This is a genomic window from Rubrimonas sp. (assembly GCF_036788415.1).
Classification (GTDB): Bacteria; Pseudomonadota; Alphaproteobacteria; order Rhodobacterales; family Rhodobacteraceae; genus Rubrimonas.
Window position 1 is genome coordinate 18,514 of record NZ_DAIQNN010000007.1, and the last position, 24,830, is coordinate 43,343.

At 70.8% G+C, this 24,830-nt stretch carries 28 protein-coding genes; 17 read left to right on the forward strand and 11 right to left on the reverse strand.

Annotation, left to right across the window (positions count from 1 at the left end):
• Nucleotides 1-2 precede the first annotated feature (2 nt).
• Together V7Q31_RS03300 and V7Q31_RS03305 are read right to left on the reverse strand one after the other, a co-directional pair.
• Nucleotides 3-1,535: a deoxyribodipyrimidine photo-lyase gene (locus V7Q31_RS03300; protein WP_333832247.1), complete on the reverse strand. Its 1,533-nt coding sequence runs from the start codon at nt 1,533-1,535 to the stop codon at nt 3-5.
• A gap of 53 nt (nt 1,536-1,588) precedes the next feature.
• Complete coding sequence (locus V7Q31_RS03305; RefSeq protein WP_333832248.1) at nt 1,589-1,909, reverse strand: DUF1476 domain-containing protein; 321 nt, start codon at nt 1,907-1,909, stop codon at nt 1,589-1,591.
• A gap of 214 nt (nt 1,910-2,123) precedes the next feature.
• Between V7Q31_RS03305 and purC the strand changes: the two genes are divergently transcribed.
• The 8 genes from purC (at nt 2,124) to ureG (ending at nt 7,637) form a co-directional block, all read left to right on the forward strand.
• On the forward strand, nt 2,124-2,888 hold the full coding sequence (gene purC / locus V7Q31_RS03310) for a phosphoribosylaminoimidazolesuccinocarboxamide synthase (RefSeq protein WP_333832249.1): 765 nt from the start codon (nt 2,124-2,126) through the stop codon (nt 2,886-2,888).
• A gap of 22 nt (nt 2,889-2,910) precedes the next feature.
• Entirely contained in the window at nt 2,911-3,150 is a 240-nt protein-coding gene (gene purS, locus V7Q31_RS03315; protein WP_333832250.1) for a phosphoribosylformylglycinamidine synthase subunit PurS, read from the forward strand.
• A 9-nt stretch (nt 3,151-3,159) separates the two neighbouring features.
• Nucleotides 3,160-3,843: a phosphoribosylformylglycinamidine synthase subunit PurQ gene (purQ, locus tag V7Q31_RS03320; protein WP_333832251.1), complete on the forward strand. Its 684-nt coding sequence runs from the start codon at nt 3,160-3,162 to the stop codon at nt 3,841-3,843.
• A gap of 71 nt (nt 3,844-3,914) precedes the next feature.
• A complete protein-coding gene (locus V7Q31_RS03325) occupies nt 3,915-4,313 on the forward strand; it encodes a hypothetical protein (RefSeq protein ID WP_333832252.1) in 399 nt (132 codons plus the stop codon).
• 209 nt (nt 4,314-4,522) lie between these two features.
• The gene (locus V7Q31_RS03330) at nt 4,523-5,743 is read left to right on the forward strand and encodes a DEAD/DEAH box helicase (RefSeq protein WP_333832253.1); all 1,221 of its coding nucleotides are present in this window, start codon (nt 4,523-4,525) and stop codon (nt 5,741-5,743) included.
• 88 nt (nt 5,744-5,831) lie between these two features.
• The gene (locus V7Q31_RS03335) at nt 5,832-6,377 is read left to right on the forward strand and encodes an urease accessory protein UreE (protein WP_333832254.1); all 546 of its coding nucleotides are present in this window, start codon (nt 5,832-5,834) and stop codon (nt 6,375-6,377) included.
• Nucleotides 6,370-7,005 (forward strand): urease accessory protein UreF, encoded by a 636-nt coding sequence (locus V7Q31_RS03340; RefSeq protein ID WP_333832317.1) that lies wholly within the window; start codon nt 6,370-6,372, stop codon nt 7,003-7,005. Before V7Q31_RS03335 ends, V7Q31_RS03340 begins: the two co-directional genes overlap by 8 nt.
• Entirely contained in the window at nt 7,002-7,637 is a 636-nt protein-coding gene (gene ureG / locus V7Q31_RS03345; RefSeq protein ID WP_333832255.1) for an urease accessory protein UreG, read from the forward strand. The genes V7Q31_RS03340 and ureG overlap by 4 nt, the downstream gene beginning before the upstream one ends.
• A gap of 18 nt (nt 7,638-7,655) precedes the next feature.
• Here ureG and V7Q31_RS03350 read toward each other — a convergent pair whose 3' ends face one another.
• The 5 genes from V7Q31_RS03350 to V7Q31_RS03370 all read right to left on the reverse strand — a co-directional run bounded on the left by V7Q31_RS03350 (nt 7,656) and on the right by V7Q31_RS03370 (nt 12,436).
• Nucleotides 7,656-8,867 (reverse strand): sodium ion-translocating decarboxylase subunit beta, encoded by a 1,212-nt coding sequence (locus V7Q31_RS03350; protein ID WP_333832256.1) that lies wholly within the window; start codon nt 8,865-8,867, stop codon nt 7,656-7,658.
• Nucleotides 8,868-8,899: 32 nt separating this feature from the next.
• The gene (locus tag V7Q31_RS03355; protein WP_333832257.1) at nt 8,900-9,223 is read right to left on the reverse strand and encodes a hypothetical protein; all 324 of its coding nucleotides are present in this window, start codon (nt 9,221-9,223) and stop codon (nt 8,900-8,902) included.
• Nucleotides 9,224-9,242: 19 nt separating this feature from the next.
• On the reverse strand, nt 9,243-9,641 hold the full coding sequence (locus V7Q31_RS03360) for a biotin/lipoyl-containing protein (RefSeq protein WP_333832258.1): 399 nt from the start codon (nt 9,639-9,641) through the stop codon (nt 9,243-9,245).
• A 51-nt stretch (nt 9,642-9,692) separates the two neighbouring features.
• Nucleotides 9,693-11,252 (reverse strand): acyl-CoA carboxylase subunit beta, encoded by a 1,560-nt coding sequence (locus tag V7Q31_RS03365; protein ID WP_333832259.1) that lies wholly within the window; start codon nt 11,250-11,252, stop codon nt 9,693-9,695.
• Between the two features lie 77 nt (nt 11,253-11,329).
• Nucleotides 11,330-12,436, reverse strand: a complete 1,107-nt coding sequence (locus V7Q31_RS03370) for an isopenicillin N synthase family dioxygenase (protein WP_333832260.1) — start codon at nt 12,434-12,436, stop codon at nt 11,330-11,332.
• 247 nt (nt 12,437-12,683) lie between these two features.
• Here V7Q31_RS03370 and V7Q31_RS03375 point away from each other — a divergent pair, with 247 nt between their 5' ends.
• From V7Q31_RS03375 to ykgO, 9 genes are all read left to right on the forward strand, one after another.
• The gene (locus V7Q31_RS03375; RefSeq protein WP_333832261.1) at nt 12,684-13,799 is read left to right on the forward strand and encodes an ABC transporter substrate-binding protein; all 1,116 of its coding nucleotides are present in this window, start codon (nt 12,684-12,686) and stop codon (nt 13,797-13,799) included.
• A gap of 9 nt (nt 13,800-13,808) precedes the next feature.
• Nucleotides 13,809-14,870, forward strand: coding sequence for an ABC transporter ATP-binding protein (locus tag V7Q31_RS03380; RefSeq protein ID WP_333832262.1), 1,062 nt, complete (start codon nt 13,809-13,811; stop codon nt 14,868-14,870).
• Nucleotides 14,867-15,847, forward strand: a complete 981-nt coding sequence (locus tag V7Q31_RS03385; protein WP_333832263.1) for an ABC transporter permease — start codon at nt 14,867-14,869, stop codon at nt 15,845-15,847. The genes V7Q31_RS03380 and V7Q31_RS03385 overlap by 4 nt, the downstream gene beginning before the upstream one ends.
• Nucleotides 15,844-16,650: an ABC transporter permease gene (locus V7Q31_RS03390; RefSeq protein WP_333832264.1), complete on the forward strand. Its 807-nt coding sequence runs from the start codon at nt 15,844-15,846 to the stop codon at nt 16,648-16,650. Before V7Q31_RS03385 ends, V7Q31_RS03390 begins: the two co-directional genes overlap by 4 nt.
• 11 nt (nt 16,651-16,661) lie before the next feature.
• Nucleotides 16,662-17,276 (forward strand): cysteine hydrolase family protein, encoded by a 615-nt coding sequence (locus V7Q31_RS03395; protein WP_333832265.1) that lies wholly within the window; start codon nt 16,662-16,664, stop codon nt 17,274-17,276.
• 77 nt (nt 17,277-17,353) lie between these two features.
• Nucleotides 17,354-18,010, forward strand: a complete 657-nt coding sequence (locus tag V7Q31_RS03400; protein ID WP_333832266.1) for a hypothetical protein — start codon at nt 17,354-17,356, stop codon at nt 18,008-18,010.
• Between the two features lie 100 nt (nt 18,011-18,110).
• Nucleotides 18,111-19,844, forward strand: coding sequence for an acyl-CoA dehydrogenase (locus tag V7Q31_RS03405; RefSeq protein WP_333832267.1), 1,734 nt, complete (start codon nt 18,111-18,113; stop codon nt 19,842-19,844).
• Nucleotides 19,845-19,846: 2 nt separating this feature from the next.
• The gene (locus V7Q31_RS03410) at nt 19,847-20,890 is read left to right on the forward strand and encodes an MBL fold metallo-hydrolase (RefSeq protein WP_333832268.1); all 1,044 of its coding nucleotides are present in this window, start codon (nt 19,847-19,849) and stop codon (nt 20,888-20,890) included.
• A 175-nt stretch (nt 20,891-21,065) separates the two neighbouring features.
• Nucleotides 21,066-21,191 carry a type B 50S ribosomal protein L36 gene (ykgO, locus tag V7Q31_RS03415; protein ID WP_333832269.1) on the forward strand — a complete coding sequence of 42 codons (126 nt, stop codon included), beginning with the start codon at nt 21,066-21,068 and terminating at the stop codon, nt 21,189-21,191.
• Between the two features lie 181 nt (nt 21,192-21,372).
• Here the strand turns inward: ykgO and V7Q31_RS03420 are convergent, their stop codons facing one another.
• The 4 genes from V7Q31_RS03420 to V7Q31_RS03435 all read right to left on the reverse strand — a co-directional run bounded on the left by V7Q31_RS03420 (nt 21,373) and on the right by V7Q31_RS03435 (nt 24,798).
• Nucleotides 21,373-21,708 (reverse strand): DUF4168 domain-containing protein, encoded by a 336-nt coding sequence (locus tag V7Q31_RS03420; protein ID WP_333832270.1) that lies wholly within the window; start codon nt 21,706-21,708, stop codon nt 21,373-21,375.
• A 105-nt stretch (nt 21,709-21,813) separates the two neighbouring features.
• Nucleotides 21,814-23,049, reverse strand: a complete 1,236-nt coding sequence (locus V7Q31_RS03425) for a phenylacetate--CoA ligase family protein (RefSeq protein ID WP_333832271.1) — start codon at nt 23,047-23,049, stop codon at nt 21,814-21,816.
• 37 nt (nt 23,050-23,086) lie between these two features.
• Complete coding sequence (locus V7Q31_RS03430) at nt 23,087-23,902, reverse strand: ABC transporter permease (RefSeq protein ID WP_333832272.1); 816 nt, start codon at nt 23,900-23,902, stop codon at nt 23,087-23,089.
• A complete protein-coding gene (locus V7Q31_RS03435) occupies nt 23,899-24,798 on the reverse strand; it encodes an ABC transporter permease subunit (RefSeq protein WP_333832273.1) in 900 nt (299 codons plus the stop codon). The genes V7Q31_RS03430 and V7Q31_RS03435 overlap by 4 nt, the downstream gene beginning before the upstream one ends.
• Nucleotides 24,799-24,830: the final 32 nt, after the last annotated feature.

Consider the following 24,830-nt stretch of genomic DNA (forward strand, 5'->3'; position numbering starts at 1 on the left):
GCTCAGAACTCGAAGGCGGATTGGCGCGGATCGGGGCGGGGTTTGCGCGACGGGCCCTCGCGGTCCCGGCGGCGCGAGGCGTGGCGGCGGAGCACCTCGGCGCTCTCCATGCGGAAGGCCGGGCCGGCGCGCACCGCCCACACACGCGCCTTGGCGGCGCGGGCGGCGGCGGCATGGTCCACGATTGGCGCGGGATAGTCCCGTCCGAGAGCGCAGCCGGCCGCGCGCTGCTCCTCGGCGGACATCCGCCACGGCTCGTGCAGCCGCGCGAGCGGAACGCCGGCCAGTTCGGGGACCCAGCGGCGGATGAACGCGCCTTGCGGATCCTGATCCATCGACTGCTTCACCGGGTTGTAGATCCGGGTCGTGTTGATCCCGGTCACGCCGCTCTGCATCTGGAGCTGGCTGTAATGGATGCCGGGCTCGTAATCGGCGAAGAGACGCGCGAGCGGCGGCGCGAGGCGGCGCCAGTCGAGCCAGAGGTGATAGGCGGCGAAGGCGGTCAGCATCGAGCGCATCCGGAAGTTCATCCAGCCGGTCGCCCGCAGCGCGCGCATGCAGGCGTCGACGAAGGGGAAGCCCGTCTCGCCCGCCTCCCAGGCCGCGAGCCGGGCGGGGTCGTGCGCATCCTCGCGCAGGCCCTCATAGGCGCGATGCATGCAGCGCCGCTCGATCTCGGGCTCGTCCTCGAGCTTCTGCATGAAATGGCAGCGCCAGTGCAGCCGCGACAGGAAGCTGTCCACCGACCCCGCCCAGCCCGGCGCGGCGCCCTCGGCGCTGATCTGCGCCTGCCGCGCCCAGCCGGCCTGCGCGGCCTCGCGCGAGGACAGCATCCCCCAGGCGAGGTGAGTAGAGAGGCGCGAGCAGGCGTCGAAGCCGGTGACGGGGGACGACATGGCGCGGCGGTAGTCGCGCCCCCGGACGGCGAGGAACGTGTCGAGCGTCGCCAGCGCGGCGCGGCGGCCGCCGCTCTGGCGCTCCGGGCAGGGGTCGGGGGCGAGGCCGAGCGCCTTCGCGTCGGGGATCGCTCCGGGGTCGAGGCCGGGGACGCCCTGCAAGCTCTGCGGCGCGGGAAGCGCGGCCTCGCGCATCGTCCGCTCCCAGCGCGCAGCCCAACCGTCGCGCCCGCGCAGCCGCCGCACGACGCCGCCCGCCTGCCATTCGCGCAGCTCCAGCCCGGCGCCGCGCGCCCAAGCGGCGACGCGCCGGTCGCGGGCGAAAGTCCAGAGATCGCCCGTCTCCTGATGGGCGAAGATCGCGTCGGCGCCTGTGTGGGCGGCGACCTCGCTCAGCGCCTCGACGGCCTCGCCCGTCCGCACGATCAGCGGCGCGCCGCGCGCGGCGAGGTCGGCCTGCAGCTCGCGAAGGCTTTCGGAGATGAAGGCCCAGTGCCGCGCGCTCGTGGTCGGCTGCGCCCAGAGCTCCGGCTCGGCGAGGTAGAGGGGAACGACGCCACCTCGCGCGGCCGCTGCGCAGAGCGGCGCGTGATCCTCGGCGCGCAAGTCGCGCTTGAACCAGACGATGGTGGTCGGCATGCGTCCCCTCCGCCGGGCGACGTGGCGCGCGCGGCGGCGAGGTCAACGGGCGGTCAGTTCTCCGCCATCACCTGCGCCTTGGCCTGCGCGCGCAACTCTCCGAACTTGCGCACCGCTTCCTGCGCGGTGACGGCGATTCCGGCGGCTGACAGATCCGCCATCACGCGCTCCACCGCGTCGGACGGGTTCGGCTTGATCCACTCGCCGATCAGCCCCTTTGCATAGTCGACCGCCGCCTCGCCGGTCTTGCCCATCTGGTTCGCCGCCCAGAGCGCGAGCAGGTTGCGCGCCCGCGCCTCGACCTTGAACTGCATCTCGGCGTCATGCGCGAACTTCGCCTCGAACGCCTGTTCGCGCTCGTCAAACGTGGTCATCGGGACCTCTCCTCCGTCGCGCGCGATTCCGGGCGCATTTCCCGGAACGGCTAGCGCATTCCGCCGTGAGGCGCCAGTTGACGAAGCCGCGCGAGGACCGACTGCGTCGGCCCGGCCCAAGCGCTGCTTGCCCGCGCGCCCGGCGCAGCCTATACGGCTGTCTCCGACGCGCGCGCGCCTCGCGCTGCGCGTCAATCTCTGTTCGGAGACGCCGATGGCCCGCCGCAGGATGGTCTACGAAGGCAAGGCGAAGATTCTTTACGAAGGCCCGGAGCCCGGCACGTTGATCCAGTATTTCAAGGACGACGCCACGGCCTTCAACGCCCAGAAGCGGCAGGTGATCGACGGCAAGGGCGTGCTCAACAACCGAATTTCCGAGCACATCATGTCGGCGCTGAACGGCATCGGCGTGCCGACCCACTTCATCCGCCGCATCAACATGCGCGAGCAACTGATCCGCGCCGTCGAGATCATCCCCATCGAGATCGTGGTGCGCAACGTCGCCGCCGGCTCGCTGTCCAAGCGTCTCGGCATCCCTGAAGGCGACACGCTGCCGCGCCCGATCATCGAATTCTATTACAAGGACGACAAGCTCGGCGACCCGATGGTCACCGAGGAGCACATCCTCGCCTTCAACTGGGCCAGCCAGCAGGACGTGGACGACATGATCAGCCTCGCACTGCGCGTGAACGACTTTCTGTCGGGGCTTTTCATGGGCGTCGGCATCCGGCTTGTGGACTTCAAGATCGAGTGCGGGCGCATCTGGGAGGGCGACTATCAGCGCGTGATCGTCGCCGACGAGATCAGCCCCGACAGCTGCCGCCTGTGGGACGCCAAAACCGGGCGGAAATTCGACAAGGACGTGTTCCGCCGCGACCTCGGCAATCTGACCGAAGCCTACGCCGAAGTGGCCCAGCGCCTCGGCATCATGCCCGAGAGCGGCGTGGTCGCCGGCAAGGGCCCCAAGCTCGTCCACTGAGCCCGCGAGAGGGAGTTCGCCGATGAAGGCCCGCGTCACCGTCACCCTGCGCGACGGCGTGCTCGACCCGCAGGGCGAGGCGATCCGGCAGGCGCTCGGAACGCTCGGCTTCGGCGGCGTCGGCGGCGTCCGGCAAGGCAAGGTGATCGAACTCGACCTTGCCGAGACCGACCCGGAGGCGGCGCGCGCGCAGGTCGCGCGGATGTGCGAGACCCTGCTCGCCAACACCGTGATCGAGACCTACGCGATCGCGCTGGACTGAGGGCGGAAGATGCGCGCGGCGGTTCTGGTCTTTCCCGGCTCCAATTGCGACCGCGACATGGAGGTCGCGCTGCGCGCAGCCGGCGCCGACGTCGTGCGGCTGTGGCACAAGGAGGCGTCGCTTCCCGCAGGTCTCGACCTCGTGGCGATCCCCGGCGGCTTCTCCTTCGGCGACTATCTGCGCTGCGGGGCCATCGCGGCGCGGGCGCCGGCGATGACGGCGGTGGCGGGCTTCCTGCGCGGCGGCGGTTACGGCCTCGGCGTGTGCAACGGTTTCCAGGTGCTGCTCGAAGCTGGGCTGCTGCCCGGCGCGTTGATGCGCAACCGCGGCCTGACCTTCCTGCGCCGCGACGTTTCCTTGCGCATCGAGACCGCCGACAGCGCCTTCACGCGCGGATACGCAATGGGCGCCGAGATCAGCCTTCCCATCGCCCACCATGACGGCTGCTACGTCGCGGAACCCGAGACGCTCGCGCGGCTCGACGCCGAGGACCGCGTCGCGCTGCGCTATCTGCCGCCCAACCCCAACGGCTCGATGGACGACATCGCCGGCGTGCTGTCGGAGAACCGGCGCGTTCTGGGGCTGATGCCGCATCCCGAACGCGCCGCCGATCCCGCGCTGGGCGGGGCGGATGCGCGGGCGGATGGCGCGCCGCTCTTCGCGGGGCTCGTCGGCGCGCTGGTCGGGGCCTGAGGCGCAACGCCGTCTTAACTCTGTCGACGCAGGCTTGGGCGCGCCGCTTCCCGCGGACGCAGGAGCCGCCGATGCGCCGCCTCGCCTTGTCGCTCGCCGCGCTCTGCCTGTCCGAGGCGGCGCAAGCCGGCGCCTGGACCGCGCGCGACCTTGGCGTCGTCCACCGCGAAAGCCATTGCGTCGAAGCGGCGGTGCGCGCTTTCGAGGAAGTTGCCCTCAGCTTCGGGACGGGCGCTATCCGGGTGGACGGCTGGGCGATCTCCGCCGAGAATGTCGAGCGGCGCGGCTACGACGCGCTGATCACCTGCGCCTACGCCAACGCCGGCAAGACCCGCGGGACGCTCGCCATCCGCTCCGAGACCGAGGACTTCGGGCGCGTGATCGCCGCCAACCGCATCGAGCAATTGTGGCGCCAGCACGCCAAGCGCCTCGACGGAGCCTATATCGACGAACTGAAGCGGCGGATGTAGCCGGATCGGTCAACGGGGTTGACTTTCCGCGCTTCGACCCGCATCTCTTCGGCACGCGACAGCGCAGGCGCTTTCCGGTCGAACCGGTCTGAGCACACCGTCGCCCAACCACACGCGTTTGCTTTCCGCCAGTTGCGCTTGGCGATCGCCAAGCCCGAGCCGCCGCGACCGCCGAGTGCGGCGCGCGCTCGCTTCTGACGGAGTTCTCCATGACCGCATTTGCGGACTTCTCTCTTTCGCCCGCCCTGCTGAAGGCGCTCGACAAGGCCGGCTTCACGGCCCCGACGCCGGTGCAGGCCGCCGCCATCCCGCCGCAGCTCCAGGGCCGCGACGTGCTCGCGCTGGCGCAGACCGGCACCGGCAAGACCGCCGCTTTCGCCCTGCCGCTGATCGAGGCGCTGGCGGGCCGCTCGGGCCGCCGCCCCGCCCGCTCGGGATTCGCGCTGATCCTCGCGCCGACGCGCGAACTGGCCGTGCAGATCGACGCCGAACTGCGCCGCTTCGGCGCGGCGATGTCGATCCGCACGGTTCTCGTGCTCGGCGGCATGTCGCGCTACAATCAGGTCAAGCTCCTCGCGTCCGGCGTCGACGTGATCATCGCGACGCCGGGCCGGCTGATGGACCTTCTGACCGAGCGCGACGCGACGCTGGCGGCGGTCGAGACGCTGGTGCTCGACGAAGCCGACCGGATGCTCGACATGGGCTTCATCCGCGACATCCGGAAGATCGCCGCGATGATCCCGGCGGGCCGCCGCACCGCGTTGTTCTCGGCGACCATGCCGCCCGAGATCGAGACGCTCGCCAACGAGCTTCTGCGCGAGCCTGCGCGGGTGGAAGTCGCGCCGCAGGGCACGACCGTGCAGAAGATCGAGCAGCGCCTCGTGCATGTGCCCGCCGGCGCCAAGCGCGGCGCCCTGACCGCCCTGCTCGCCGACAAGGACATGTCCAAGGTCATCGTCTTCGCCCGCACCAAGCGCGGCGCGGACCGGGTGGCGAAGGGGCTGGAGGCCGACGGCGTGCGCGCGGACGCGATCCATGGCGACAAGGCCCAGAACGCCCGCCAGCGCGCGCTGGAATCGTTCCGCACAGGCGCCGTGCGGGTGCTGGTGGCGACCGACATCGCCGCGCGCGGCATCGACGTCGCGGGCGTCACCCATGTCGTCAATTACGACCTGCCCGACGAGCCCGAGAGCTACACCCACCGCATCGGGCGGACGGGGCGCAACGGCGCCGAAGGACAGGCGATCAGCCTGTGCGACGACACCGAGCGCGACAAGCTCCGCGCCATCGAGAAAGTGATCCGCCGCGCCTTCCTGCCCTGCGGCGCCCTCGGCGACCACCCGCCCGCGGCGCAGACGCGGCCCGAGCACGCGCAGGCGAAGCGCCCCGGCCGCGCCCGTCGCCGCGCGCCCCGGCGCGCTGCGGCCTGACGGAGCGCCGCCCCCTACACGGCGCGACGGAAAGGGGCTAGTTTCCCGTCGCCGTGGACCGACCCGGTCCCCCCGAGGATGTCGCCGGATGACCCTGCGCGCGCTCTCCGTCTCGTCGGCTCCGGCTGGCCTCTGCGCCGGGACCGTCACCCTCGACCATGACGCGCGCTGGCGCCGGCGCGCGGCCCTGACCACCGACGACGGCGCGCCTTTCCTGCTCGACCTCGCGGAAGCGCGGGAGTTGCGCGACGGCGAGGCGCTGATGCTGGAGGACGGGCGGCATGTGCTGGTGCGCGCAGCGCCCGAGCGGCTCACCGCCATCGGCGCCGAGACGCCCGCGAAGCTCGCCCGCCTCGCCTGGCATCTGGGCAACCGCCACCTGCCGGTCGCCATCGAGGACGGGCGGCTGCTGATCCGCCACGACCATGTGGTGGAGGACATGCTGCGCGGGCTCGGCGCCTCCCTGACGGCGGTCGAAGCGCCGTTCCAGCCCGAAGGCGGCGCCTATGGCCATGGGCGCACCCACGCCCACGCGCACGCCCACAGCGCCCATGACGATCCGAATTCTCATCTGCGCGAGCCCGCGCAGGACGCGCATCTGCGTGACCGCGACCACCGCCACCCGCATGGATGACGCCGCGCTTCAGACGCTCGCCGCATGGCTCTCGCCCGCCTGGCCGACCGGCGCGTTCGCCTTCTCGCACGGGCTGGAATGGGCGATCGTCGCCGGCGACGTGGATGACGCCGAAACCTTGCGCGACTGGATCGCCGACTGCCTCGCCCATGGCTCGGGGCGCTGCGACGCGATCCTGCTGGCCGCCGCGTGGCGCGACCCCGCCAGCGAGGAGGTCGCGGACTTCGCCGCCGCGCTCGCTCCCTCCGCCGAGCGCCTCGACGAGACCGCGAGCGTCGGCGCCGCCTTCGCCGCGATCACCGGAGCGAGTTTCGGGCCGGAAGCCGCGCCCGCGCCCTGGCCGGTCGCGCTGGGGCGCGCCGCGGCGGCCCATGCCCTGCCGCTCGGGCCTGCGCTGACCCTGTTCCTGCAGGCCTACGCCCACAACCTGCTGTCCGTCGGCGTCCGGCTCATCCCCATCGGCCAGACCGAGGCCGCGCGCGCGCTCGCGGCGCTCCTGCCGCTGATCCGCGAGACGGCGGCGCAGGCCGAGGCGGCGACGCCCGAGGAGATCGGCGGCTGCGCGCTGCGCGCCGATCTCGCCGCGATGCGCCATGAAACCCAGACTGTGAGGCTGTTCCGCTCATGACCTCCCCGCACGGCCCCCTGCGCGTCGGCATCGGCGGCCCGGTCGGCGTCGGCAAGTCCACGCTGACCGCCGAGCTGTGCCGGCGGATGCGCGACCGCTGGTCGATCGCCGCCATCGCCAACGACATCTACACGCGCGAGGACGCCGAGTTCCTGATGCGCGAGCAGGCCCTGCCGCTCGACCGCATCCGCGCGGTGGAGACCGGCGGCTGCCCGCACACCGCGATCCGCGAGGACGCCAGCATCAACCTCGCCGCCGTGGCGCAACTGCGCGCCGACTTTCCCGATCTCGACGTGATCTTCATCGAATCGGGCGGCGACAACCTGTCGGCCACCTTCAGCCCCGAACTCGCCGACCTGACCCTCTACGTGATCGACGTGGCGGGCGGCGAGAAGGTGCCGCGCAAGGGCGGGCCGGCGATCACCCTCTCCGACCTTCTGGTGATCAACAAGACCGACCTCGCCCCCCATGTCGGGGCCTCGCTCGAGGTGATGGCGCGCGACGCGGCGCGGATGCGCGGCGACCGGCCCGTGCAGTTCTCCAATCTGAGGACCGGCGAGGGCGTGGCCGAGATCGTCGACTTTCTGATCCGCGCGGGCGGGTTGCCCGATGGGGGCGCGCGGGCGGGCTGAGCCCGTCGCCGCGCCGGTTCAGCCCGCCCGCAGCATCGAGATCAGGATGGCGGCGAAGGTCGCGCTGGTGATCACGCCGCTGATGCTGACGCCCAGCGCATGCGGCAGCACGATGGCGTTGGGGTTGGCCTGGCTGACGATCTTCTGCGCCACCTTCGCCGTGGTCGGCACGCAGGAGACGGCGGCGATCCCGATCACCGGGTTGAAGCGCCCGCCGGTGAACCACCACAGCGCATAGCCCCCGAGCAGCCCGCCCAGCGCCGAGACGGTCAAAGCGACGATGCCCAGCACCAGCAAAGTGAGCACCTTGGGGTCGAGGATGGTGCTGGCCTCGCACAGCACGCCGAGCGTGAGGCCGAGAAAGAACGTCGCGCCGTAGAGCACGGGCCCCGAGAACACCTCGCGGAAATTGTTCAGCCCGCTTTCACGCACCACCACGCCGATGAACAGGCTCAGAAACAGCGGCGCGGCGACCGGGAACAGGAGCGACAGCAGCACGCAGGCCGCGACGGCGAACATCATCTTCTCGGCGCTGGAGATCGCGCGGAGCTTCTCGACCGGCATCTGGATGGCGCGCAGCCGCTCGGGCACCAGCGCCTTCACCAGATGCGGATACGCCCCGTAAGTCAGCCCGAGATAGAGATAACCGACCACAGTGATCGCGACGAAGATCTCGGGCGCGAGGATCAGCGAGGCGAACAGCACCATCGGCCCGTCGGCCCCGCCGATGGTGGCGGCCGCCGCAGCCTCGTTGAGCGGCAGCCCCCACATCGCGGCCAGCGGCAGCGCGACCACGGTGCCGAGCTCGCCGCAGATCGCGAGGAACATGGAGGTGAAGGGGCGCTGCATCACATAGCCCACGTCGAGCAGCGTGCCGATGCCGATGAACACCAGACAGGCGATCAGGCCGTTCGAGAACATCAGCGTGTAGACCGGCTGGAGCCAGTCGATCTGCAGCGCGGTCATCACCGCGTCGGTGCCGCTCGCGAGCGGATCGAGAAACAGCGTGCCGGTGCGCCCATCCTCGAAGAACAGAACGGCGGCGTTGACCGTCGCCATGCCGAGGCCCATCGGGATCATCAGCAGCGCCTCGAGCACGCCCTTCTGGCCGAGCCAGATCAGCGCGAGCCCCAGCCCGATCAGGAACAGCCGCCCGATCATGATGTGCGGCTCGGCGGCGGCCAGCGTGGCGATGCCCTGGAAAAGGTCGATAAACGAGATGTCGAGCATGGCGGCGCCTCTCGGCTTGCGGGACAGGGCGATCAGCGACGCGGCGTGTGCGCTCCGTGCTGGCGGGCGCGGGCCTCGCGAGTCCAGTCGGCGCTCTGGCGGGCGGGGTCGATGCGCAGGACCCGGTGGCGGGGCATGGCGATATGCACTGCGGCGGCGATGGCGGCGGCGACCGCGGCGCGGTCGTCGCGCACGGGCATGACGAATTCCGGCGCGGGCGCGGCGGGCGCGCGGCGGCTGCGGGCCAGGCCGATCACGATCAGCCGGATCAGCAGGGCGCAGAGCATGCTGATCGCCGCCATCAGCGCGAAGCCGGTCAGGGCGATCTGCAGGGCGCCGAGCGCGGAGCCGTCCATGAGCGCGCGTCTCCCGGCGTCAGGCGATGGTGACGAGCGGCTGGTCGGCGTCGACCGCGTCGCCCGGCGCCACCAGCACGGAGGTCACCTTGCCGCCGCGCATCGCGTTGATCGCCGTCTTCATCTTCATCGCCTCGATGACGCAGAGCTGCTGGTCGGCGGCCACCACGTCGCCGACCGAGACCGCGACCGAGGCGATGGTTCCGGCGAGCGGCGCGCGCTGGGCGTCGCCCGCGCCGGGAGGGCCGCTGGGAGCCGAGGGCGCGGCGGCGGGCCTGGGGGCGCCGGGACTGGCGACCGACGCAGCCGCCGGAGCCGCGGCGGCGGGCGGCGGGAGCGCCTCGCCTTCGCCGGCGACTTCCTCGACGAGCACGTCGTACGCCTTGCCGTCGACGGTGATGCGCAGACGTCGGATCATGGTCGGCTCCTCGGGTCGGGGAGGGGCGGCGGGGAAGGGGCCCCGGCGCCGTCACATCGGGATCAGGCCGTGCTTCTTCGCGGGCCTCAGCTCGCGCTTGGTCATCAGCTTGCGCAGCGCCAGCGACAGCGCGGCCTTGGTCATCTCGGGTTCGATCACATCGGTGACGTAGCCCTTGGAGGCCGCGAGATAGGGCGAGGCGAACTCGGCGCGGTACTCCTCGACGACGGCGCGACGCCGCGCCGCCCGCGCCTCGGGGTCCTCGATGGCGGAGAGCTCGCGCCCGTAGAGGATGTTGACGGCGCCCTCCGCCCCCATCACCGCGATTTCGGCGGTCGGCCACGCGAACACGCAATCCGCCCCCATCTCCTGACTGCACATCGCCAGATAGGACCCGCCATAGGCCTTGCGGGTCACCAGCGTCAGCTTGGGCACCGTGCTCGCGGCGTAGGAGAACAGCATCTTCGCGCCGTGGCGGATGATGCCGCCGCGCTCCTGATCGATCCCGGGCAGGAAGCCCGGCACGTCGACGAAGGTGATCAGCGGAATGTTGAAGGCGTTGCAGAAGCGGATGAAGGCCGCGCCCTTGTCGGAGGCGTCGATGTCGAGGCAGCCCGCCTTCTCCATCGAGTTGTTGGCGAGCACGCCCACCACCGCGCCGTCGAGCCGCCCGAAGCCCACGATGAGGTTGCGCGCGAAACTCGCCCGGATCTCGAACAGCCGTCCGCCGTCGAGCACGCGGCGCAGGATCGCGTGCATGTCCATCGGCTCGGACGCGTCGGAGCGCACCAGCGCGTCCATGCCGTCGTCGGGGCCGAAATCGATGTCCCGCAACGCATGCGGCGGGTCGTCGGCGTTGTTCGACGGCAGGTAGCCCAGCAGCTCGCGCGTCAACGCCACCGCGTGGGCGTCGTCCTCGGCGAGCAGATGGACATTGCCGCTGACCGCCGCATGCATCGCCGCGCCCCCGACCTCGTCCATCGTCACGTCGCGCCCGGTGACCGACTTGATGACCTGCGGGCCGGTGATGAAAAGCTGCGCGTTGGCCTTCGTCATCACGATGAAGTCCATCAGCGCCGGCGAATAGGCGGCGCCGCCCGCGCAGGGGCCGGCGATCACCGCGATCTGGGGCGCGACGCCCGAGAGGGTGACGTTGCGGTAGAACACTTCGCCATAGCCCGACAGCGCGTCGACGCCTTCCTGGATGCGCGCGCCGCCCGAATCCTTGAAGCCGACCAGCGGAACCCCGGTGCGCAGGGCATGGTCCTGCGCCCAGGCGATCTTGCGGGCGTGCATCTTGCCCAGCGTGCCGCCGACGGCGGTGAAATCCTGGCTGAAGGCCGCGACCTGCCTTCCGTCGACGAAGCCGGTCCCGACCACCACCCCGTCGGCGGGGATAGCCTTGCTCTCCATGCCGAAGGACGTGCAGCCGTGGCGGGCATGGGCGCCGTATTCCTGAAATGTGCCTTCCTCGAACAGCGCCGCCAGACGGTCGCGGGCGCTGAGCAGCCCCTTGGCGCGACGCTCTGCGATCTTGGCAGGCCCGCCGCCGGCTTCGGCGGCCTCGCGGCGCTTGGTCAGCGTGGCGCGCAGTCTGGCGTCGAGCGTCATGGCCGGGTCAGCTCCTTCGCGCGTCGCAGGCGCGGGACCGGCTGCGCCTGCGGCACAGTAATGCGCGCGGGTCCGCGTTAGCCAACCGGTACTTTGAGACAACCGGCGTCCGAGGCGGCGGCCTGTCCCGCCTCGCGCTTGAAGGGGTTCTGGTCGGGGACGTCGAAGTCCAGCGTCAGCGCGCCCTTCTCGCGCGCGTCGGCCATGTAGCGGAAAGCGCCGACCGACATGCGCATCAGATGCTCGCCGGCCTTGATCGGCGGATACTTCGCCACCGCCTCGGGCGTGCGGAACTTCGGCAGCGGCTCGACGACGGCGTGATAGTCGAGGCCGAAGAACAGCGGCGCGGAGAACCGCTCGCGCCCGGTGTTGACGACGCGGTGCTGGGTCGAGCGGAACGCGCCGCCGGTCCAGGTCTCGAAGATGTCGCCGATGTTGACGATGAACGCGCCCTCGATCGGCGGCGCTTCGATCCACTCGCCGTCGAGGCTGAGCACCTGAAGCCCCGGCCCGCCCTGCAGCAGAATGGTGAAGCACTCGAAATCCGAATGGGCGTCGATGCCGACGACGTCCGCCGAGGCCGGCAGTTCGTTCGGCACGTAGCGCAGGAGCCGCAGCTGCGAAGTCGGGCAGGTGATGTGCCGCCGCAGCTCCGCCGGATCGACGTCGAGCTCCAGCGCCAGCGCGTCGAGCATCCGCAACCCCAGCGCGAAAACGGCGTCGTAATAGCCGCCGACCGCCGCGCGCCAGCCGGGCAGGTCGGGCCAGACGTTCGGGCCGGTCATCCGCCAGCCGGCGAGATGGTCGGGATGGTCGGCGGGCGCTTCGAACGACATGTCCCAGGCTTCGTTCATGTTGATGCGCCTGGGAAAACTGGCGCCGTTCTCCTCGAAGGGGACATAGCCGCGGTGATGGGTGGTGAAGCCCGACCACCAGCGCATCTTGTAGCTGCGCGGCTGCGCGTGGAAGGCGCGCGAGGCGGCGAACAGCGCTTCCGTCGTCGCTTTCGGCACGCCGTGATTGACGATGTAGAAGAACCCCGAGCTGCGCGCCGCGGCGCCGAGCGCGGCGGCGGCGGCGCGGACGCCTTCAGACTCGCCTGTCTGCAGCGCCCCGATGTCGATCACCGGCAGGGCCGAAGCCTCCACGCGCCGCGCCATCTGATCCGCCGCCATCGTCGCCATGCTCGATTCTCTCCAGCCCGTTCGTTCGATGTGAAACGGTGGCATACTGCCGCATGGCTCGCCAAGGCATAACTGACCGCCGCTTTTTTGGGCGTCGTGGCGGATCGCCGCCCGCCTCTGCGGCAAACGTCTCGCCGACCTTCTGCGGGCGGCGCTCCGGGCTTGGATCGCGCTGCGCCCGCTTCATGCTGCCTCCAAACCACGAGACGGCGGCGCCGCCGCCCGTCCATCGACAGGAGCCAGAGCCATGACCGCACCGACGTCTCCCCTCTCCTTGGCGCGCCCGCGCGCCGGCGGCCTCTCGCGCCGCAGGCTGTTGCAGGGCGGGGCGGGCGCGCTGGCGGTCGGGATGATCGGGGCCCCGGCGATCGCGCAGGCGCGCAGCCTGCGGGTCGCCTCCTATGGCGGGTATTTCGAGAACAGCTTCAAGGAGCACGTCTTCCCCGAATTCACCGCCGCCACCGGCATCGCGGTCGAGAGCGTGACGCAGCCCAATTCGGCGGACTGGCTCGTGACGATGCAGCAGGCGGCGATGGCGGGGCAGACGCCGACGGACGTCTCGCTCTACGGGCGCGACACGATGATCAAGGCGTCGCGCATCGGCGGGCTCTTGCAGCCGCTCGACCTGTCGAAGATCCCCACCGCCTCGGGCCTCGATCCGCGGTTCCTCTATGCGGACGCGACCGGCCCGGTGGGCGTCGGCGCGATGTCGTGGTTCGTCTCGATGGTGGTCAACCCGACCGAGATCAGCCCCGCGCCGACCAGCTGGGCCGAGTTCTGGGACAGCTCCGTCTACGCCCGCTCGCTGGGCGTCTCGCGCGAGTTCAACTCGAACTTCCTCGACGTGGTGGCGGCGACCTTCTTCGAGGGGCCGGAGGTGCTGAGCACAGAGGAGGGCATCTCGGCGGTGATCGCCAAGATCGCCGAGCTCAAGCCCAATGTCGCGCTGTGGTGGTCGGCGGAGAGCCAGATGGAGCAGGCGATGAAGAACGGCGACGTGGTGGGCGGCACCTATTACCACGACGTCGCCGGCATCATGGCCGCCGACGGCTTCCCGATCGCCTCGATCTTCCCCAAGGAGGGCAATCCGCAGAATTACGGCTCATGGTGCCTGTCGGCGGGGTCGGAGAAGGCGGCGGAGGCGCAGGAGTTCATGACCTTCTCCTGCCTGCCCGCGACGCAGGCGCTGATGGCGCGCAAGATCGGCACAGCGCCGCTCATGGACCGCGCTTCGACCGATCTGACCGAAGACGAGTTCGCCGCCGTCTCGGGCGCGCCCGCCATCACGCCGAATTTCGAGGCTTATCTCGACCACGAGACCTTCATGAAGGAGAGCTGGGAGAAGATGCTCTCCGAGTCCTGAGGCCGCGCAATGCGGGGGCTGTCGCTGCGCGGCGTCGCCAAGGTCTATCCGGGCGGCGTGACCGCAGTGGAGGGGATCACGCTCGATTTCCCCGAAGGCGAGCTGACGGCGCTGCTCGGGCCTTCGGGTTGCGGCAAGACCACGCTGCTGCGCATGATCGCTGGGCTGGAAACGCCGTCTGCGGGGCGGATCCTGCTCGACGGGCGCGACATCACCGCCGAAGCCGCGCATGTGCGCCGCTTCGGCATGGTGTTCCAGTCCTTCGCGCTGTTTCCGCACCTCTCGGTGGCCGAGAACGTCGCATACAGCCTCGCCATCGCCGGCGCGCCGAAAGCGGAGCGGCGGGCCAAGGCCGAGCGGCTGCTCGATCTCGTGCAGCTCTCCGGCTATGGCGACCGCCGCATCGGCGCGCTCTCGGGCGGGCAGCGCCAGCGCGTCGCCATCGCCCGCGCGCTGGCGCAGGAGCCGTCGGTGTTCCTGCTCGACGAGCCGATGTCGGCGCTCGACGCGAAGCTCCGCGAGGAGATGCAGGTCGAGCTGCGGTTGCTGCAGCAGCGGCTGGGGATCACCACCATCGTCGTCACCCATGACCAGCGCGAGGCGATGACCATGGCCGACAGCATCGTCGTGATGTCGCAGGGCGCCGCCGAGCAGGTCGGCCCGCCCCAGACGGTCTACGCCCATCCCGCGACCGCCTTCGTCGCGGGCTTCATCGGCAAGGCGAATTTCCTCAACGGCGAAGTGCGCGACGGCGCGGCCCATGCGCTGGGCGGCGTGTTCCGCCCGGCGACGCCCGCGCCCTTCCGCTGCGGTTCGCCCGTCACCATCGCCTGCCGGCCCGAAGCGGTGCGGCTGTCGCGCGCGCCGCGCGCCGAGACCAACTCCGTGCGCGCCGAAATCAGCTTCGTGCGCGACATCGGCCCGACCTGCGAGATCCATCTCGTCGCGGCCGGCGCGCGGATGACCGCCGAACTCGGCCATGCCGACCGCGAGAGCTTCGCCATGGGCGAGCAGGTCTGGGCGGAATGGCCGCCCGAGGCGCTGCGGCTCTACCCGCGCGAGGCGGCGTGAGCGCGGTCGCCGAGGCCGCCGACCTTTCCGCCGCGCCGGCTGCGGGGCAGGGCGGCGGGTTCGGCGCGCTTGCGGCGCGTGCGATCATCGGCGCGTTCGTCGCGGTGCTGTGCCTCGGCCCGTTCCTGCTCGTGCTTGCGATCAGCTTCGGTGAGAAGATCGACGGCGAGGACTGGCGCTGGAGCCTGAGCCTCGCCTCCTATCAGCGCTTTCTGTTCGGGTTCGAATGGCCCGAGGCGGTATCCTTCGTCTATCCGCAGAAGCTGTGGTTCTCGCTCTATTTCGCCGTGCTCGCCTCGATCCTCGCGGTCGCCTTCGCCTTCCCCTTCACCTGGCTGATCACGCGGCAGTCGCGGCGGGCGCAGGCGGCGTGGCTGGTCTTCATCCTCGCCTCGCTGTCGCTGTCCGAGGTCTTCGTGGTGATGGGCTGGGACATCCTGCTGTCCGGCCGCTCCGGCCTGCCGATGGTCGCGCGCGAGATCGGCCTGACGGACTGGCTGCGCGAGGCCGGGTGGTGGCCGACGCTCCAGGCCTGGGACCTCGCCAATCCGCGCAACCTCAAGTTCAAGACCTCCGCCGTCGCGACCGTGGTGACGATGAGCTATCTGGTGTTCCCCTACGCCGTGATCCTGCTCTACCCGCCGCTGTCGCGCATCGACCCGAGTCTCGCCGAAGCCGCCCGCACCATGGGCGCGCGGTCGTTCACGGTGATCCGCACGGTGGTGCTGCCGGCCGTGCGTCTGCCGATCCTCGGCGCGACCTTCCTGCTCTTCGTCTATCTGCTGGGGGCCTATGTGGTGGTGACCCAGTTCGCGGACCCCTCGCAGCAGACGCTGACGGTGACGATCTACAACAGCGTGCGCGGGGCGACGCTCGACGCGCCCTTCGCCGCCGCGCAATCGGTGGCGCTGCTGCTGGTTTCGGCGCTGCTGCTGCTGGCGAGCGCGCGGGTCGCGAAGCTGGAGCGCGGGGCGTGAGCGCGGCGCGGCTCGGACGCATCGCCTATCTGGGCTGGTGCGCGGTCTTTCTCGCGGCCCCCATCGCGGTGGTTTGCGCGGCGGCGCTCAATGGCGGGCGCACCATGCTGTTTCCGCCGCAGGACCCCACGCTGGCGCGCTTCGCGGAGTTCTTCGTGGGCGACCCCGTGTGGACGCGGGCGCTGCGCGTGTCGATCCTCGTGGCGGTCGCCTCGGCGGCGCTGGGGACGCTCGCCGCATGGCCGGTGGCCTATGCGCTTTGGCGCAGGTCCGAGCGCGCGGCGCAGGCTGCGGGGGCGCTGATGGCGTTGCCCTTCATGCTGCCGCCCATCGTGTTCGGCGTGGGGCTCGGCTTCCTCTGGAGCTTCGGCGGCGGGCTGGGGACGATCTGGGCCGGCGTGCTGAGCCATGCCGCGCTGTTCGCAGCCCTGCCGCTCGCGACGATCTCGATCGGACTGCGCGGGATCGACCGCGCCCATCTCGACGCCGCCGCCACCATGGGCGCGACCGAGGGCGCGATCCTGCGCACCATCGTCCTGCCGCAGACCGCGCCCTACACGCTTTCGGGCTTCTTCTTCGCCATGGTGCTGAGCTTCAACGAGTTCATCGTGATGTTCTTCGTCTCGGCGTCCGGCTATGCGACCGTCACGCTGCAGATATTCAACTCGCTGCGCAACGGCTTCACGCCGACCATGGCGGTCGCCGCCGTGCTGTTCATCGTCGTCTCGGTCCTCGTCTTCGCGCTGGTCGCCCGCTTCAGCGATCTGCCGCGCATGATGGGGGCCGATCCCGCCAAAAGCTGAGGGAGCCCGCCATGCCGCGCCAGCCGACCATCGTCGGAAACCCTGTCCTGCTCGTCATCGACATCCAGGCCTCGGCCTTCATGCCGGTCAAGGCCGGCATTCCCACCATGCCGGGCTATCGCGCCGCGATGGAGCGCGCCTGCGCCCTGATCGCGGAGTGTCGCCGCCTGAACGTGCCCACGATCTATTTTCAGGAGGCGCACCGGCGCGACATGATCGACTACGGACGCGAACTCGACGGAACCGAGACGATCCACTGCATGGAGGGCGAGCCGGGCACGCCGCTCGCCGACGCGCAGACCGGGCGGCGCGAGAGCGATTATTTCATCCGCAAGCGCCGCTATTCCTGCTTCTTCGGCACCGAGCTCGAAATCCTGCTGAAAGGGCTGAAGGCGCAGACGCTGATCATGGTCGGCGGCATGACCGACGTCTGCGTGCACTACACCTTCGCCGACGCGCATCAGCACGATTATCACTGCCGCGTGGCGGTCGACGCGGTGGGCGGCACCTCGCCGGAGGCGCACGCCGCATCGCTCGCGGCGATGGAGTATCTGCAGACCGGCGCCAATCTCAGCGCGGACGAGGTCGTCGCGGCGCTGGCCGCCCGCGCCGCCCGCGCCGCGTGATCGCGCTCGCCGATCTGGAAGGGTGCTGGCGGCGGCTCTGGCTGCGCGCCCCCGGCTTGGAAGATCGGGAGACGCGCGTGTTGTGGCGGCAGGGGGCGCGGGATTTCGTCGATCTGCGCATCCCCGCCGATCTGCCGGATATGGGCGGCGCGGCCTCGCTCGCCGAACTCGACGCGGCGGCGCTGTCGGCTCTGGCGCGCTGCGAGGGCTTCGCGGGGACGACGGAAGTCGAGGACGGCGTCTGCGTCTGGACGCGGGAGATCAACTTCCGCGGTCCGCAGACAGGCCCCGATGTCGGCGCGCTGGAGATGGCGGCGGAGGGGCTCATCGAGACCGGCGTGCATGCCGACTACTCCGAGCTGTGGACGCTGGCGGAGGCCGGCCCGGTCGAAACCCGCACGCTGCGCGACGCGGCGGGGCGGCTGCTCGTGCTCGCAGCCGGTCCCGAGGGGTTCTCGCTGGGGCGCGCGGACCCAGCCGCCGCTTCCGGCACGGCCCTCGCCGACGCGCTCGCGGCGGCGCTCGCCGCGAACGACCGGCCGGCGCTGCGCGCGCTGTTTGCGCAGGAGTTCTGCTGCGGCGCGTTCGACGGCGACGTCGCCCGCATCGACGCCTCGACCGATCCGACGCGCATCGGCGTCGCGGCCTTCCTGCGCGGCGATCTCGGCCGCGCGGCGCCGCGTCTCGTCGAGAAGGGCTTCGACGGCGCGGAGCGCGCGACGCTCTGGTTCTGACTTCTGCCCCCGCGCTGCGTCGGCATGCCGCAAAGCCTGCGGCCTGCGTCCGGCGCCCCCTCCGCGATATGCTGCGCGCTGATCAGTCGAGGAGCACCCCATGACCTATCGCGCGCCGTTGGAGGAGATCTCCCTCACGCTGACCCACATGGTCGGCGCAGACGCGCTGGCGGGGACCGAGCTCTTCGCCGAGGCGACCGTCGAGACCCGCGACGCGATCCTGACCGAGGCGGCGAAGCTGGCCGAGGAGGTTCTCGCGCCCCTCAACCGCGTTGGCGACCTCGACCCCTGCCGGATCGAGAACGGCGTGGTGCGCCTGCCGAAGGGGTTCGTCGAGGGCTTCGCCGCGATCCGCGACGGCGGCTGGATGGGGCTGACCGCCGAGCCGCGCTGGGGCGGCATGGGGCTGCCGCACGCCTTCTTCACCGCCTTCAACGAGATGACGTCGAGCGCCTGCCTCGCCCTCGCGCTCGGGCCGCTCTTGACCATCGGCAAGATCGAGGCGCTGCAGGAGCACGCGCCGGACTGGGTGCGCGACCTCTACATCCCAAAGCTCGCGAGCGGGGAGTGGACCGGGGTGATGGACCTCACGGAGCCCGGCGCGGGCAGCGACGTCGGCGCGCTGCGGTTGCGCGCCGAACCGGCCGGGGACGGAACTTACCGGCTGCACGGGCAGAAGATCTTCATCACCTGGGGCGACCACGACGCGGCGGAGAACGTCTGCCACCTCGTGCTCGGGCGGATCGCCGGGGCGCCGGACGGGGTGCGCGGCGTGTCGATGTTCCTCTGCCCGAAATTCATCCCCGAGGCCGACGGGACGCTGGGGCCGCGCAACGCGATGCGCGCCATCGGGCTCGAACACAAGATGGGCCTGCACGGCTCGCCGACCTGCGTGATGGAGTTCGACGGCGCCGCCGCCTGGCTGATCGGCGGCGAGAATCGCGGACTTATGGCGATGTTCTCGATGATGAACGCGGCGCGGCTTGGCGTCGGCGTTCAGGGCGTCGGCGTCGCAGAGGCCGCTTTGCAGGCGGCGGAAGCCTATGCGCAGGCGCGCCGGCAGGGCCGCACCCCGGTCGGCGACGGCCACGGCCCGATCGCCGACCACGCCGACGTGCGGCGCATGCTGACGACGATGCGCGCCCGCACCATGGCGGCGCGCGCGATCTGCTTCGCCTGCGCGACCGCGCTCGATTTCGCCCGCGCGGCCCCTGAGGCCGAGCGCGCCGGCTGGGCCGCGCGCGCGGGCCTGCTGACGCCCATCGCAAAGGCGTTCGGGACGGATGTCGGCTGCGAAGTCGCCTCGCTCGGCATCCAGGTGCATGGCGGGATGGGCTATGTCGAGGAGACGGGCGTCGCGCAGTTCTACCGCGACGTGCGCGTGACCCCGATCTACGAAGGCGCCAACGGCGTGCAGGCGATGGATCTGGTCGGGCGAAAGCTGGCCCAGCACGGCGCGGCCCCGCATGCGATGCTCGACGAGATCGCGGCGTTCGCCGCGCAGGCGCGCAGCGGCGCGGGCGCCGAGCTCGCCGCCCGGCTCGACGCGGCGCGCGCGCAGGTGCTGGCGGCGACCGACTGGATGATCGCCGCCAAGGGCAACGACCGCCACGCCGGCGCGACGCCGTTCCTGCGCGCCTGGGCGCTGCTGCTGGGCGGCTACTTCCTGTTCAAGGGGGCGGAGGCGGCGCCGAAGCTCATGCCGCTGGCGTCCTTCTTCATCCGGCAGGAGCTGCCTCAGGCCGCGGCGCATCTCGCGGCCGCGACCGAAGGAGCCGGGGCGCTCTATCCCGAGATCGAGACCGAAGACGCCGCCGACAGCGCCGCCGCCTGAGCGTGTCGCCCCGCGACCTGCCGGGCCTGCGGACGCCCTTCGAGCCGCCCGCGCCCGGCGGCGCATCCGCCGTCGCCGAGGGCGTTCTGTGGCTGCGTCTGCCGCTGCCGATGAGGCTCGATCACGTCAACTGCTACGCGCTTGACGACGGCGACGGCTGGACGCTGGTGGATACAGGGCTGAACTGGCGCGGCTGCCGCGCGGGGTGGGAGGCGCTGCTCGCCGGACCGCTCGCGGGCCGGCCCGTGCGGCGGCTCATCGTCACCCATCACCACCCCGACCATATGGGGCTGGCCGGCTGGCTGATCGCGCGCGGCGCAGAGCTCTGGACCACCCGCACGGCGTGGCTCTATGCGCGGATGCTGCAGCTCGACCATCAGGAGCGCCCGAGCCCCGAGGCCGTCGCCTTCCGCCGCCGCGCCGGCCTCGACGCCGAACGCCTGCGCGCCTACGCCGAGGCCGAGCCCTTCAATTTCTCGCGCACCGTCGCCCGCCTGCCCGAGGGCTTTCGCCGCATCGCCGAGGGCGATGCGGTCGAGGCGGGCGGGCGGCGCTGGCGGGTCGTCTGCGGCGGCGGCCACGCGCCCGAACATGCGACGCTCTGGAGCGAGGACGGCGAACTGGCGCTGACCGGCGACCAGATCCTGCCGCGCATCTCCTCGCATATCGGGGTCTATCCCTCCGAACCCGAGGCCGATCCGTTGTCGGACTGGCTGGACAGCTGCCGCCGCCTGAGCGGGCTGGCCGACGACGCCCGCCTCGCGCTGCCCGGCCACAACGCGCCCTTCACCGGCCTGCCGCTGCGGCTGCGCCAGTTGATCGAGAACCACGAGGGCGCCCTGGAGCGGCTGCGCGCCCATATCGCGCAGGCCCCGCGCAGCGCCGCCGACTGCCTCGGCGCGCTGTTCCGCCGCGAGATCGGCGAGGCGGAGTACGGATTGGCGCTGACCGAAGCGGTGGCGCATCTCAACCATCTGCGCGCCCGCGGCGAGGCCGTCGCGGCGGTCGACGCGTTCGGGGCGCTGCGCTTCTCGCCGGCGACCTGACCGCGCCGGCCGCCGGCGACGGGAGTTCCGACCGCTTCGCGCCGCATCCGGGGTTTTCGCGTCGGTCCCGGCGGGACGGGTCCTTGACAAGGCGGCGGCGACAGGGCCATTACGCGCGTCGCATCGGTTGGAGGTGAGGCGGGCTCTTGGCGCTCCGTCCTCGGAGGTGACGAGAATGAAAATCCGCAACTCGCTCAAGTCGCTCAAGGAGCGTCACAAGGACTGCCGGATCGTGCGCCGCAAGGGCCGCGTCTATGTGATCAACAAGACGCAGCGGCGGTTCAAGGCGCGTCAGGGCTGACCGCCGAGATTCGTTCGTCCTGACCAACCCAAGAGCCCACCCTCGCGGGTGGGCTAGAGCGCAGATCGACCTCGACGGAGCAGGTCCCTAGTCGGGGACCTTTGTTTCTAAAGGAAGAATCCTGGTTCACCGATCCCCTCAGGTCGGCTAGCGCTCTGGCCCGGCGCAGTCCGAGGTCGCCTCAGTTGGCGGAGAGCAGCGCGCCGAGGCGCTCGGCGAAGTCGGGATCCTGATTGGCCGCAACGACGATCTCGTTGTATTCTTCGACCGTGATTCCGGGCGCCTTTTCGATTGCGTCGACCATCATCGCGTTCGCCTCGGCCATGATTTCCTGCTGACGCGCGGGATCGTCGATCGCATCGATGCGCTCCGCTGCGGCCTGCCGGATCGTGGTCAGCTCGTTCGCCGCAAGGGCGAACGCCTCCAGCTTGGTTTCGGAGAACTGCTCCTGCGCGAGAGCTCCGAAAGCGACGAGCGTTGCGAGAGCGGCTGCGAGAATCGGGGTTTTCCGGGTCATGACGTCTCCTTGCTGCGCGCGCGGACCGATCCGCGCGCAAGACTGACCTAGGCGCCCCTCCGTTCGTTTGAACCCGCCGCGCTCTGACGATCCCGTGAGCGCGAGTCACCCATAGTCGCGCCGGTCGTCGATCACCTTGCCGTCGTTCGGCAGCGCTCCGGGCGCCGTCAGCTTCACCGCGCCCTTCAGCTTGAGGACGTCGCGCAGAGAGCCCTCCAGCGCCGCGACGAAGGCGTCCGAACAGGTCGCCGTCTCGAAGGCGACCTCGAAGGCGTCCTGATCGCCGTCGCGCGTCACGGTCAGCCGGGCGCGCGTCGCCTCGGGGTGGCGCGCGAGGATTTGCGCGACCTGCTCGGGGCGCACGAACATGCCCTTGATCTTGGTGGTCTGGTCGGCCCGGCCCATCCAGCCCTTGAGCCGCATCCCCGTCCGCCCGCAGGGGCTGAGGCCGGGCAGGACCGCCGAGAGATCGCCGGTCGCAAAGCGGATCAGCGGATAGTCGGGGTTCAGGGCGGTGACGACGACCTCGCCGACCTCGCCGTCGGGAACCGGGTCGCCCGTGCCGGGCCGCACGATCTCCACGATCACGCCCTCGTCGACGATCATCCCCTGATCGGCGGCGCTCTCATAGGCGATGAGGCCCAGATCGGCGGTCGCGTAGCATTGCAGCACGGCGACCCCGCGCGCCGCGTAGCCCGCCCGAAGCGCCGGGAACAGCGCGCCGCCCGAGACCAGCGCCGCGCGGATCGAGCCGAGGTCGCGGGCGAGTTCGTCGGCCTTGTCGAGGATCGCTTTCAGGAAGTCGGGCGTGCCCGTCCAGAAAGCGGGCCGCAGATGCGCCGCCGCCTCGACCTGCGCCTCGGTCGCGCCGACGCCGCCGGGAAAGATGCGCGCGCCGACCGCGCGCGCGCCGCTCTCGAGCATCATCCCCGCCGGGGTGAGGTGATAGGAGAAGCAGTTGTGCATCAGCATGCCGCGGCGCAGCCCCGCCGCGTGCAGCGCGCGCCCGATGCGCCACCAGTCATGGCCGAGGCCGCCGGGCTCGAAGATCGGCCCGGGCGACATGAAGACATGGGCGGGCTGGGAGGGGGCCGCCGCCGAAAGGCCGCCGAGGGGAGGGGAGGCCTTCTGCAAGGCGCCGAGATCGGCCTTGCGCAGGAGCGGCAGGCGCGCCAGCGCGGCGCGATCGCTCACCGCGTCCGGCTCGACGCCCCCGAGCTGCGCCGCGAGCCCCGGCGCCGCCGCGCCCGCCCGTTTCAGCCCCGCGCGCAAACAGTCGAATTGCGAGGCCTCGCGCGCCTCCGGCTCGCGCGTCTCCAGCGCGTCGAAGAATTCGGCCATGCTCGCCTCCCGGTCGTCCTCCCAGCCGCCGCGCTTGTCACGCGCGGTCGGCGGCCTGCTTGTCGCGCATCTGCCGCGCGATGGCCTGCTTCATGATCAGCGACCAGACGATCACGCCGACGGTCACGATCCCGATCAGGATCGTGCAGATCGCGTTGATCTCCGGCGTCACGCCCAGCCGCACCGACGAGAAGATCTTCATCGGCAGCGTCGTCGAGCCGGGGCCGGCGAGGAAGCTCGCGATCACCAGATCGTCGAGCGAGAGGGTGAAGCTCAGGAGCCAGCCCGAGACGATGGCGGGCATGATCAGCGGCAGGGTGATGCGGAAGAACACCGTGCCGGGCCGCGCGCCGAGGTCCATCGCCGCCTCCTCGACCGAATTGTCGAAGCCCGCGAGCCGCGCCTGCACGACGACCGCCACATAGCACATGGAAAAAGTCGCATGCGCGACGATCACCGTCACGATGCCGCGATCCACCGAGACGGCGATGAAGGTCAGCAGCAGCGACAGGCCGGTGATCACCTCCGGCATCACCAGCGGCGCCAGCACCATCCCCGAAAAGAGCGTGCGGCCGAGGAACTTCGGGATGCGCGCCAGCGCCACGCCGGCCAGCGTCCCCAAGATCGCGGCTATGGTCGAGGCGCAGACGGCGACGAGCGCCGAGACGCGCGCCGCATCCATCAGCCCCTGATTGTTCCACAGCTCGACATACCATTTGGTCGAGAAGCCGCCCCAGACCGTGACCAGCCGGCTCTCGTTGAAGGAGAACACGATCAAGATCAGGATCGGCAGATAGAGGAACGTGAAACCCGCGATCAGCGCCGCGCGGTCGGACCATCCGAACGGCGTCATCCCGCCCCCGCCTTGTTGGCCATGCGCTGGAACAGCATGATCGGCGCGACCAGCACCACCAGAAGCACCACCGCCACCGCCGAGGCCAGCGGCCAGTCGCGATTGGCGAAGAACTCGTTCCAGAGCGTGCGCCCGATCATCTGCGTCTGCGCGCCCCCCAGAAGCTCGGGGATCACGAATTCGCCCACCGAAGGGATGAAGACGAGGAAGCACCCCGCCGCCACCCCCGGCAGCGACAGCGGAAACGTCACCCGCCAGAAGGCGCGCCACGGACGACACCCGAGGTCCGCCGCCGCCTCGAGCAGCGAGCGGTCCTGCTTCTCGAGCGCCGAGTAGAGCGGCAGCACCATGAAGGGCAGGTAGGAGTAGACGATGCCGATATAGACGGCGATTTCGGTGTTGTGGATCACCAGCGGCTGGTCGATCAGCCCCATCGACTGCAGCGCGAGGTTGATCAGACCGTCGCGTTTCAGAATCCCGATCCATGCGTAGACGCGGATCAGGAAGGACGTCCAGAACGGCAGGATCACCAGCATCAGCAGCGGGCCCTGCCAGCTCTTCGGCGCGCGCGCCATCGCATGCGCCATCGGATAGCCGACGAGCAGCGTGATGAAGGTCGCCGTCAGCGCGATGCGCAGGCTGTTGAGATAGGTCGTGACGTAGAGCGGATCCTGCAGCAGGAACAGGTAGTTGCCGGTGTTGAGGTTGGCGAAGTAGCTGCGGATGCCGTCAAGCGTGTCCCAGGTCGGGCCGTAGGGCGGCTGGGCGACCATCGGCTCGGAGAAGCTGATCTTGAGCACGATCAGGAAGGGCGCGGCGAAGAACAGCAAGAGCCACAGATAGGGGAGCCCGACGACTGCGATCCGCCCCCAGTTCACCTGCCGTCCAGCCTGCATCGGCGCGCTCCGCTTGATGCGCCGATTAACGC

Excerpts from the sequence above, each read along its gene's own strand:
- V7Q31_RS03335 (WP_333832254.1), top strand. The coding sequence starts at position 5,832 with ATGACCCTGCGCGCGCTCTCCGTCTCGTCGGCTCCGGCTGGCCTCTGC.
- V7Q31_RS03360 (WP_333832258.1), bottom strand. The coding sequence starts at position 9,641 with ATGATCCGACGTCTGCGCATCACCGTCGACGGCAAGGCGTACGACGTG.
- V7Q31_RS03365 (WP_333832259.1), bottom strand. The coding sequence starts at position 11,252 with ATGACGCTCGACGCCAGACTGCGCGCCACGCTGACCAAGCGCCGCGAG.
- V7Q31_RS03325 (WP_333832252.1), top strand. The coding sequence starts at position 3,915 with ATGCGCCGCCTCGCCTTGTCGCTCGCCGCGCTCTGCCTGTCCGAGGCG.
- V7Q31_RS03420 (WP_333832270.1), bottom strand. The coding sequence starts at position 21,708 with ATGACCCGGAAAACCCCGATTCTCGCAGCCGCTCTCGCAACGCTCGTC.
- ykgO (WP_333832269.1), top strand. The coding sequence starts at position 21,066 with ATGAAAATCCGCAACTCGCTCAAGTCGCTCAAGGAGCGTCACAAGGAC.
- V7Q31_RS03300 (WP_333832247.1), bottom strand. The coding sequence starts at position 1,535 with ATGCCGACCACCATCGTCTGGTTCAAGCGCGACTTGCGCGCCGAGGAT.
- purC (WP_333832249.1), top strand. The coding sequence starts at position 2,124 with ATGGCCCGCCGCAGGATGGTCTACGAAGGCAAGGCGAAGATTCTTTAC.
- purS (WP_333832250.1), top strand. The coding sequence starts at position 2,911 with ATGAAGGCCCGCGTCACCGTCACCCTGCGCGACGGCGTGCTCGACCCG.
- V7Q31_RS03340 (WP_333832317.1), top strand. The coding sequence starts at position 6,370 with ATGGATGACGCCGCGCTTCAGACGCTCGCCGCATGGCTCTCGCCCGCC.
- V7Q31_RS03435 (WP_333832273.1), bottom strand. The coding sequence starts at position 24,798 with ATGCAGGCTGGACGGCAGGTGAACTGGGGGCGGATCGCAGTCGTCGGG.
- V7Q31_RS03375 (WP_333832261.1), top strand. The coding sequence starts at position 12,684 with ATGACCGCACCGACGTCTCCCCTCTCCTTGGCGCGCCCGCGCGCCGGC.
- ureG (WP_333832255.1), top strand. The coding sequence starts at position 7,002 with ATGACCTCCCCGCACGGCCCCCTGCGCGTCGGCATCGGCGGCCCGGTC.
- V7Q31_RS03430 (WP_333832272.1), bottom strand. The coding sequence starts at position 23,902 with ATGACGCCGTTCGGATGGTCCGACCGCGCGGCGCTGATCGCGGGTTTC.
- V7Q31_RS03425 (WP_333832271.1), bottom strand. The coding sequence starts at position 23,049 with ATGGCCGAATTCTTCGACGCGCTGGAGACGCGCGAGCCGGAGGCGCGC.
- V7Q31_RS03395 (WP_333832265.1), top strand. The coding sequence starts at position 16,662 with ATGCCGCGCCAGCCGACCATCGTCGGAAACCCTGTCCTGCTCGTCATC.
- V7Q31_RS03350 (WP_333832256.1), bottom strand. The coding sequence starts at position 8,867 with ATGCTCGACATCTCGTTTATCGACCTTTTCCAGGGCATCGCCACGCTG.
- purQ (WP_333832251.1), top strand. The coding sequence starts at position 3,160 with ATGCGCGCGGCGGTTCTGGTCTTTCCCGGCTCCAATTGCGACCGCGAC.
- V7Q31_RS03305 (WP_333832248.1), bottom strand. The coding sequence starts at position 1,909 with ATGACCACGTTTGACGAGCGCGAACAGGCGTTCGAGGCGAAGTTCGCG.
- V7Q31_RS03370 (WP_333832260.1), bottom strand. The coding sequence starts at position 12,436 with ATGGCGACGATGGCGGCGGATCAGATGGCGCGGCGCGTGGAGGCTTCG.
- V7Q31_RS03405 (WP_333832267.1), top strand. The coding sequence starts at position 18,111 with ATGACCTATCGCGCGCCGTTGGAGGAGATCTCCCTCACGCTGACCCAC.
- V7Q31_RS03380 (WP_333832262.1), top strand. The coding sequence starts at position 13,809 with ATGCGGGGGCTGTCGCTGCGCGGCGTCGCCAAGGTCTATCCGGGCGGC.
- V7Q31_RS03355 (WP_333832257.1), bottom strand. The coding sequence starts at position 9,223 with ATGGACGGCTCCGCGCTCGGCGCCCTGCAGATCGCCCTGACCGGCTTC.
- V7Q31_RS03330 (WP_333832253.1), top strand. The coding sequence starts at position 4,523 with ATGACCGCATTTGCGGACTTCTCTCTTTCGCCCGCCCTGCTGAAGGCG.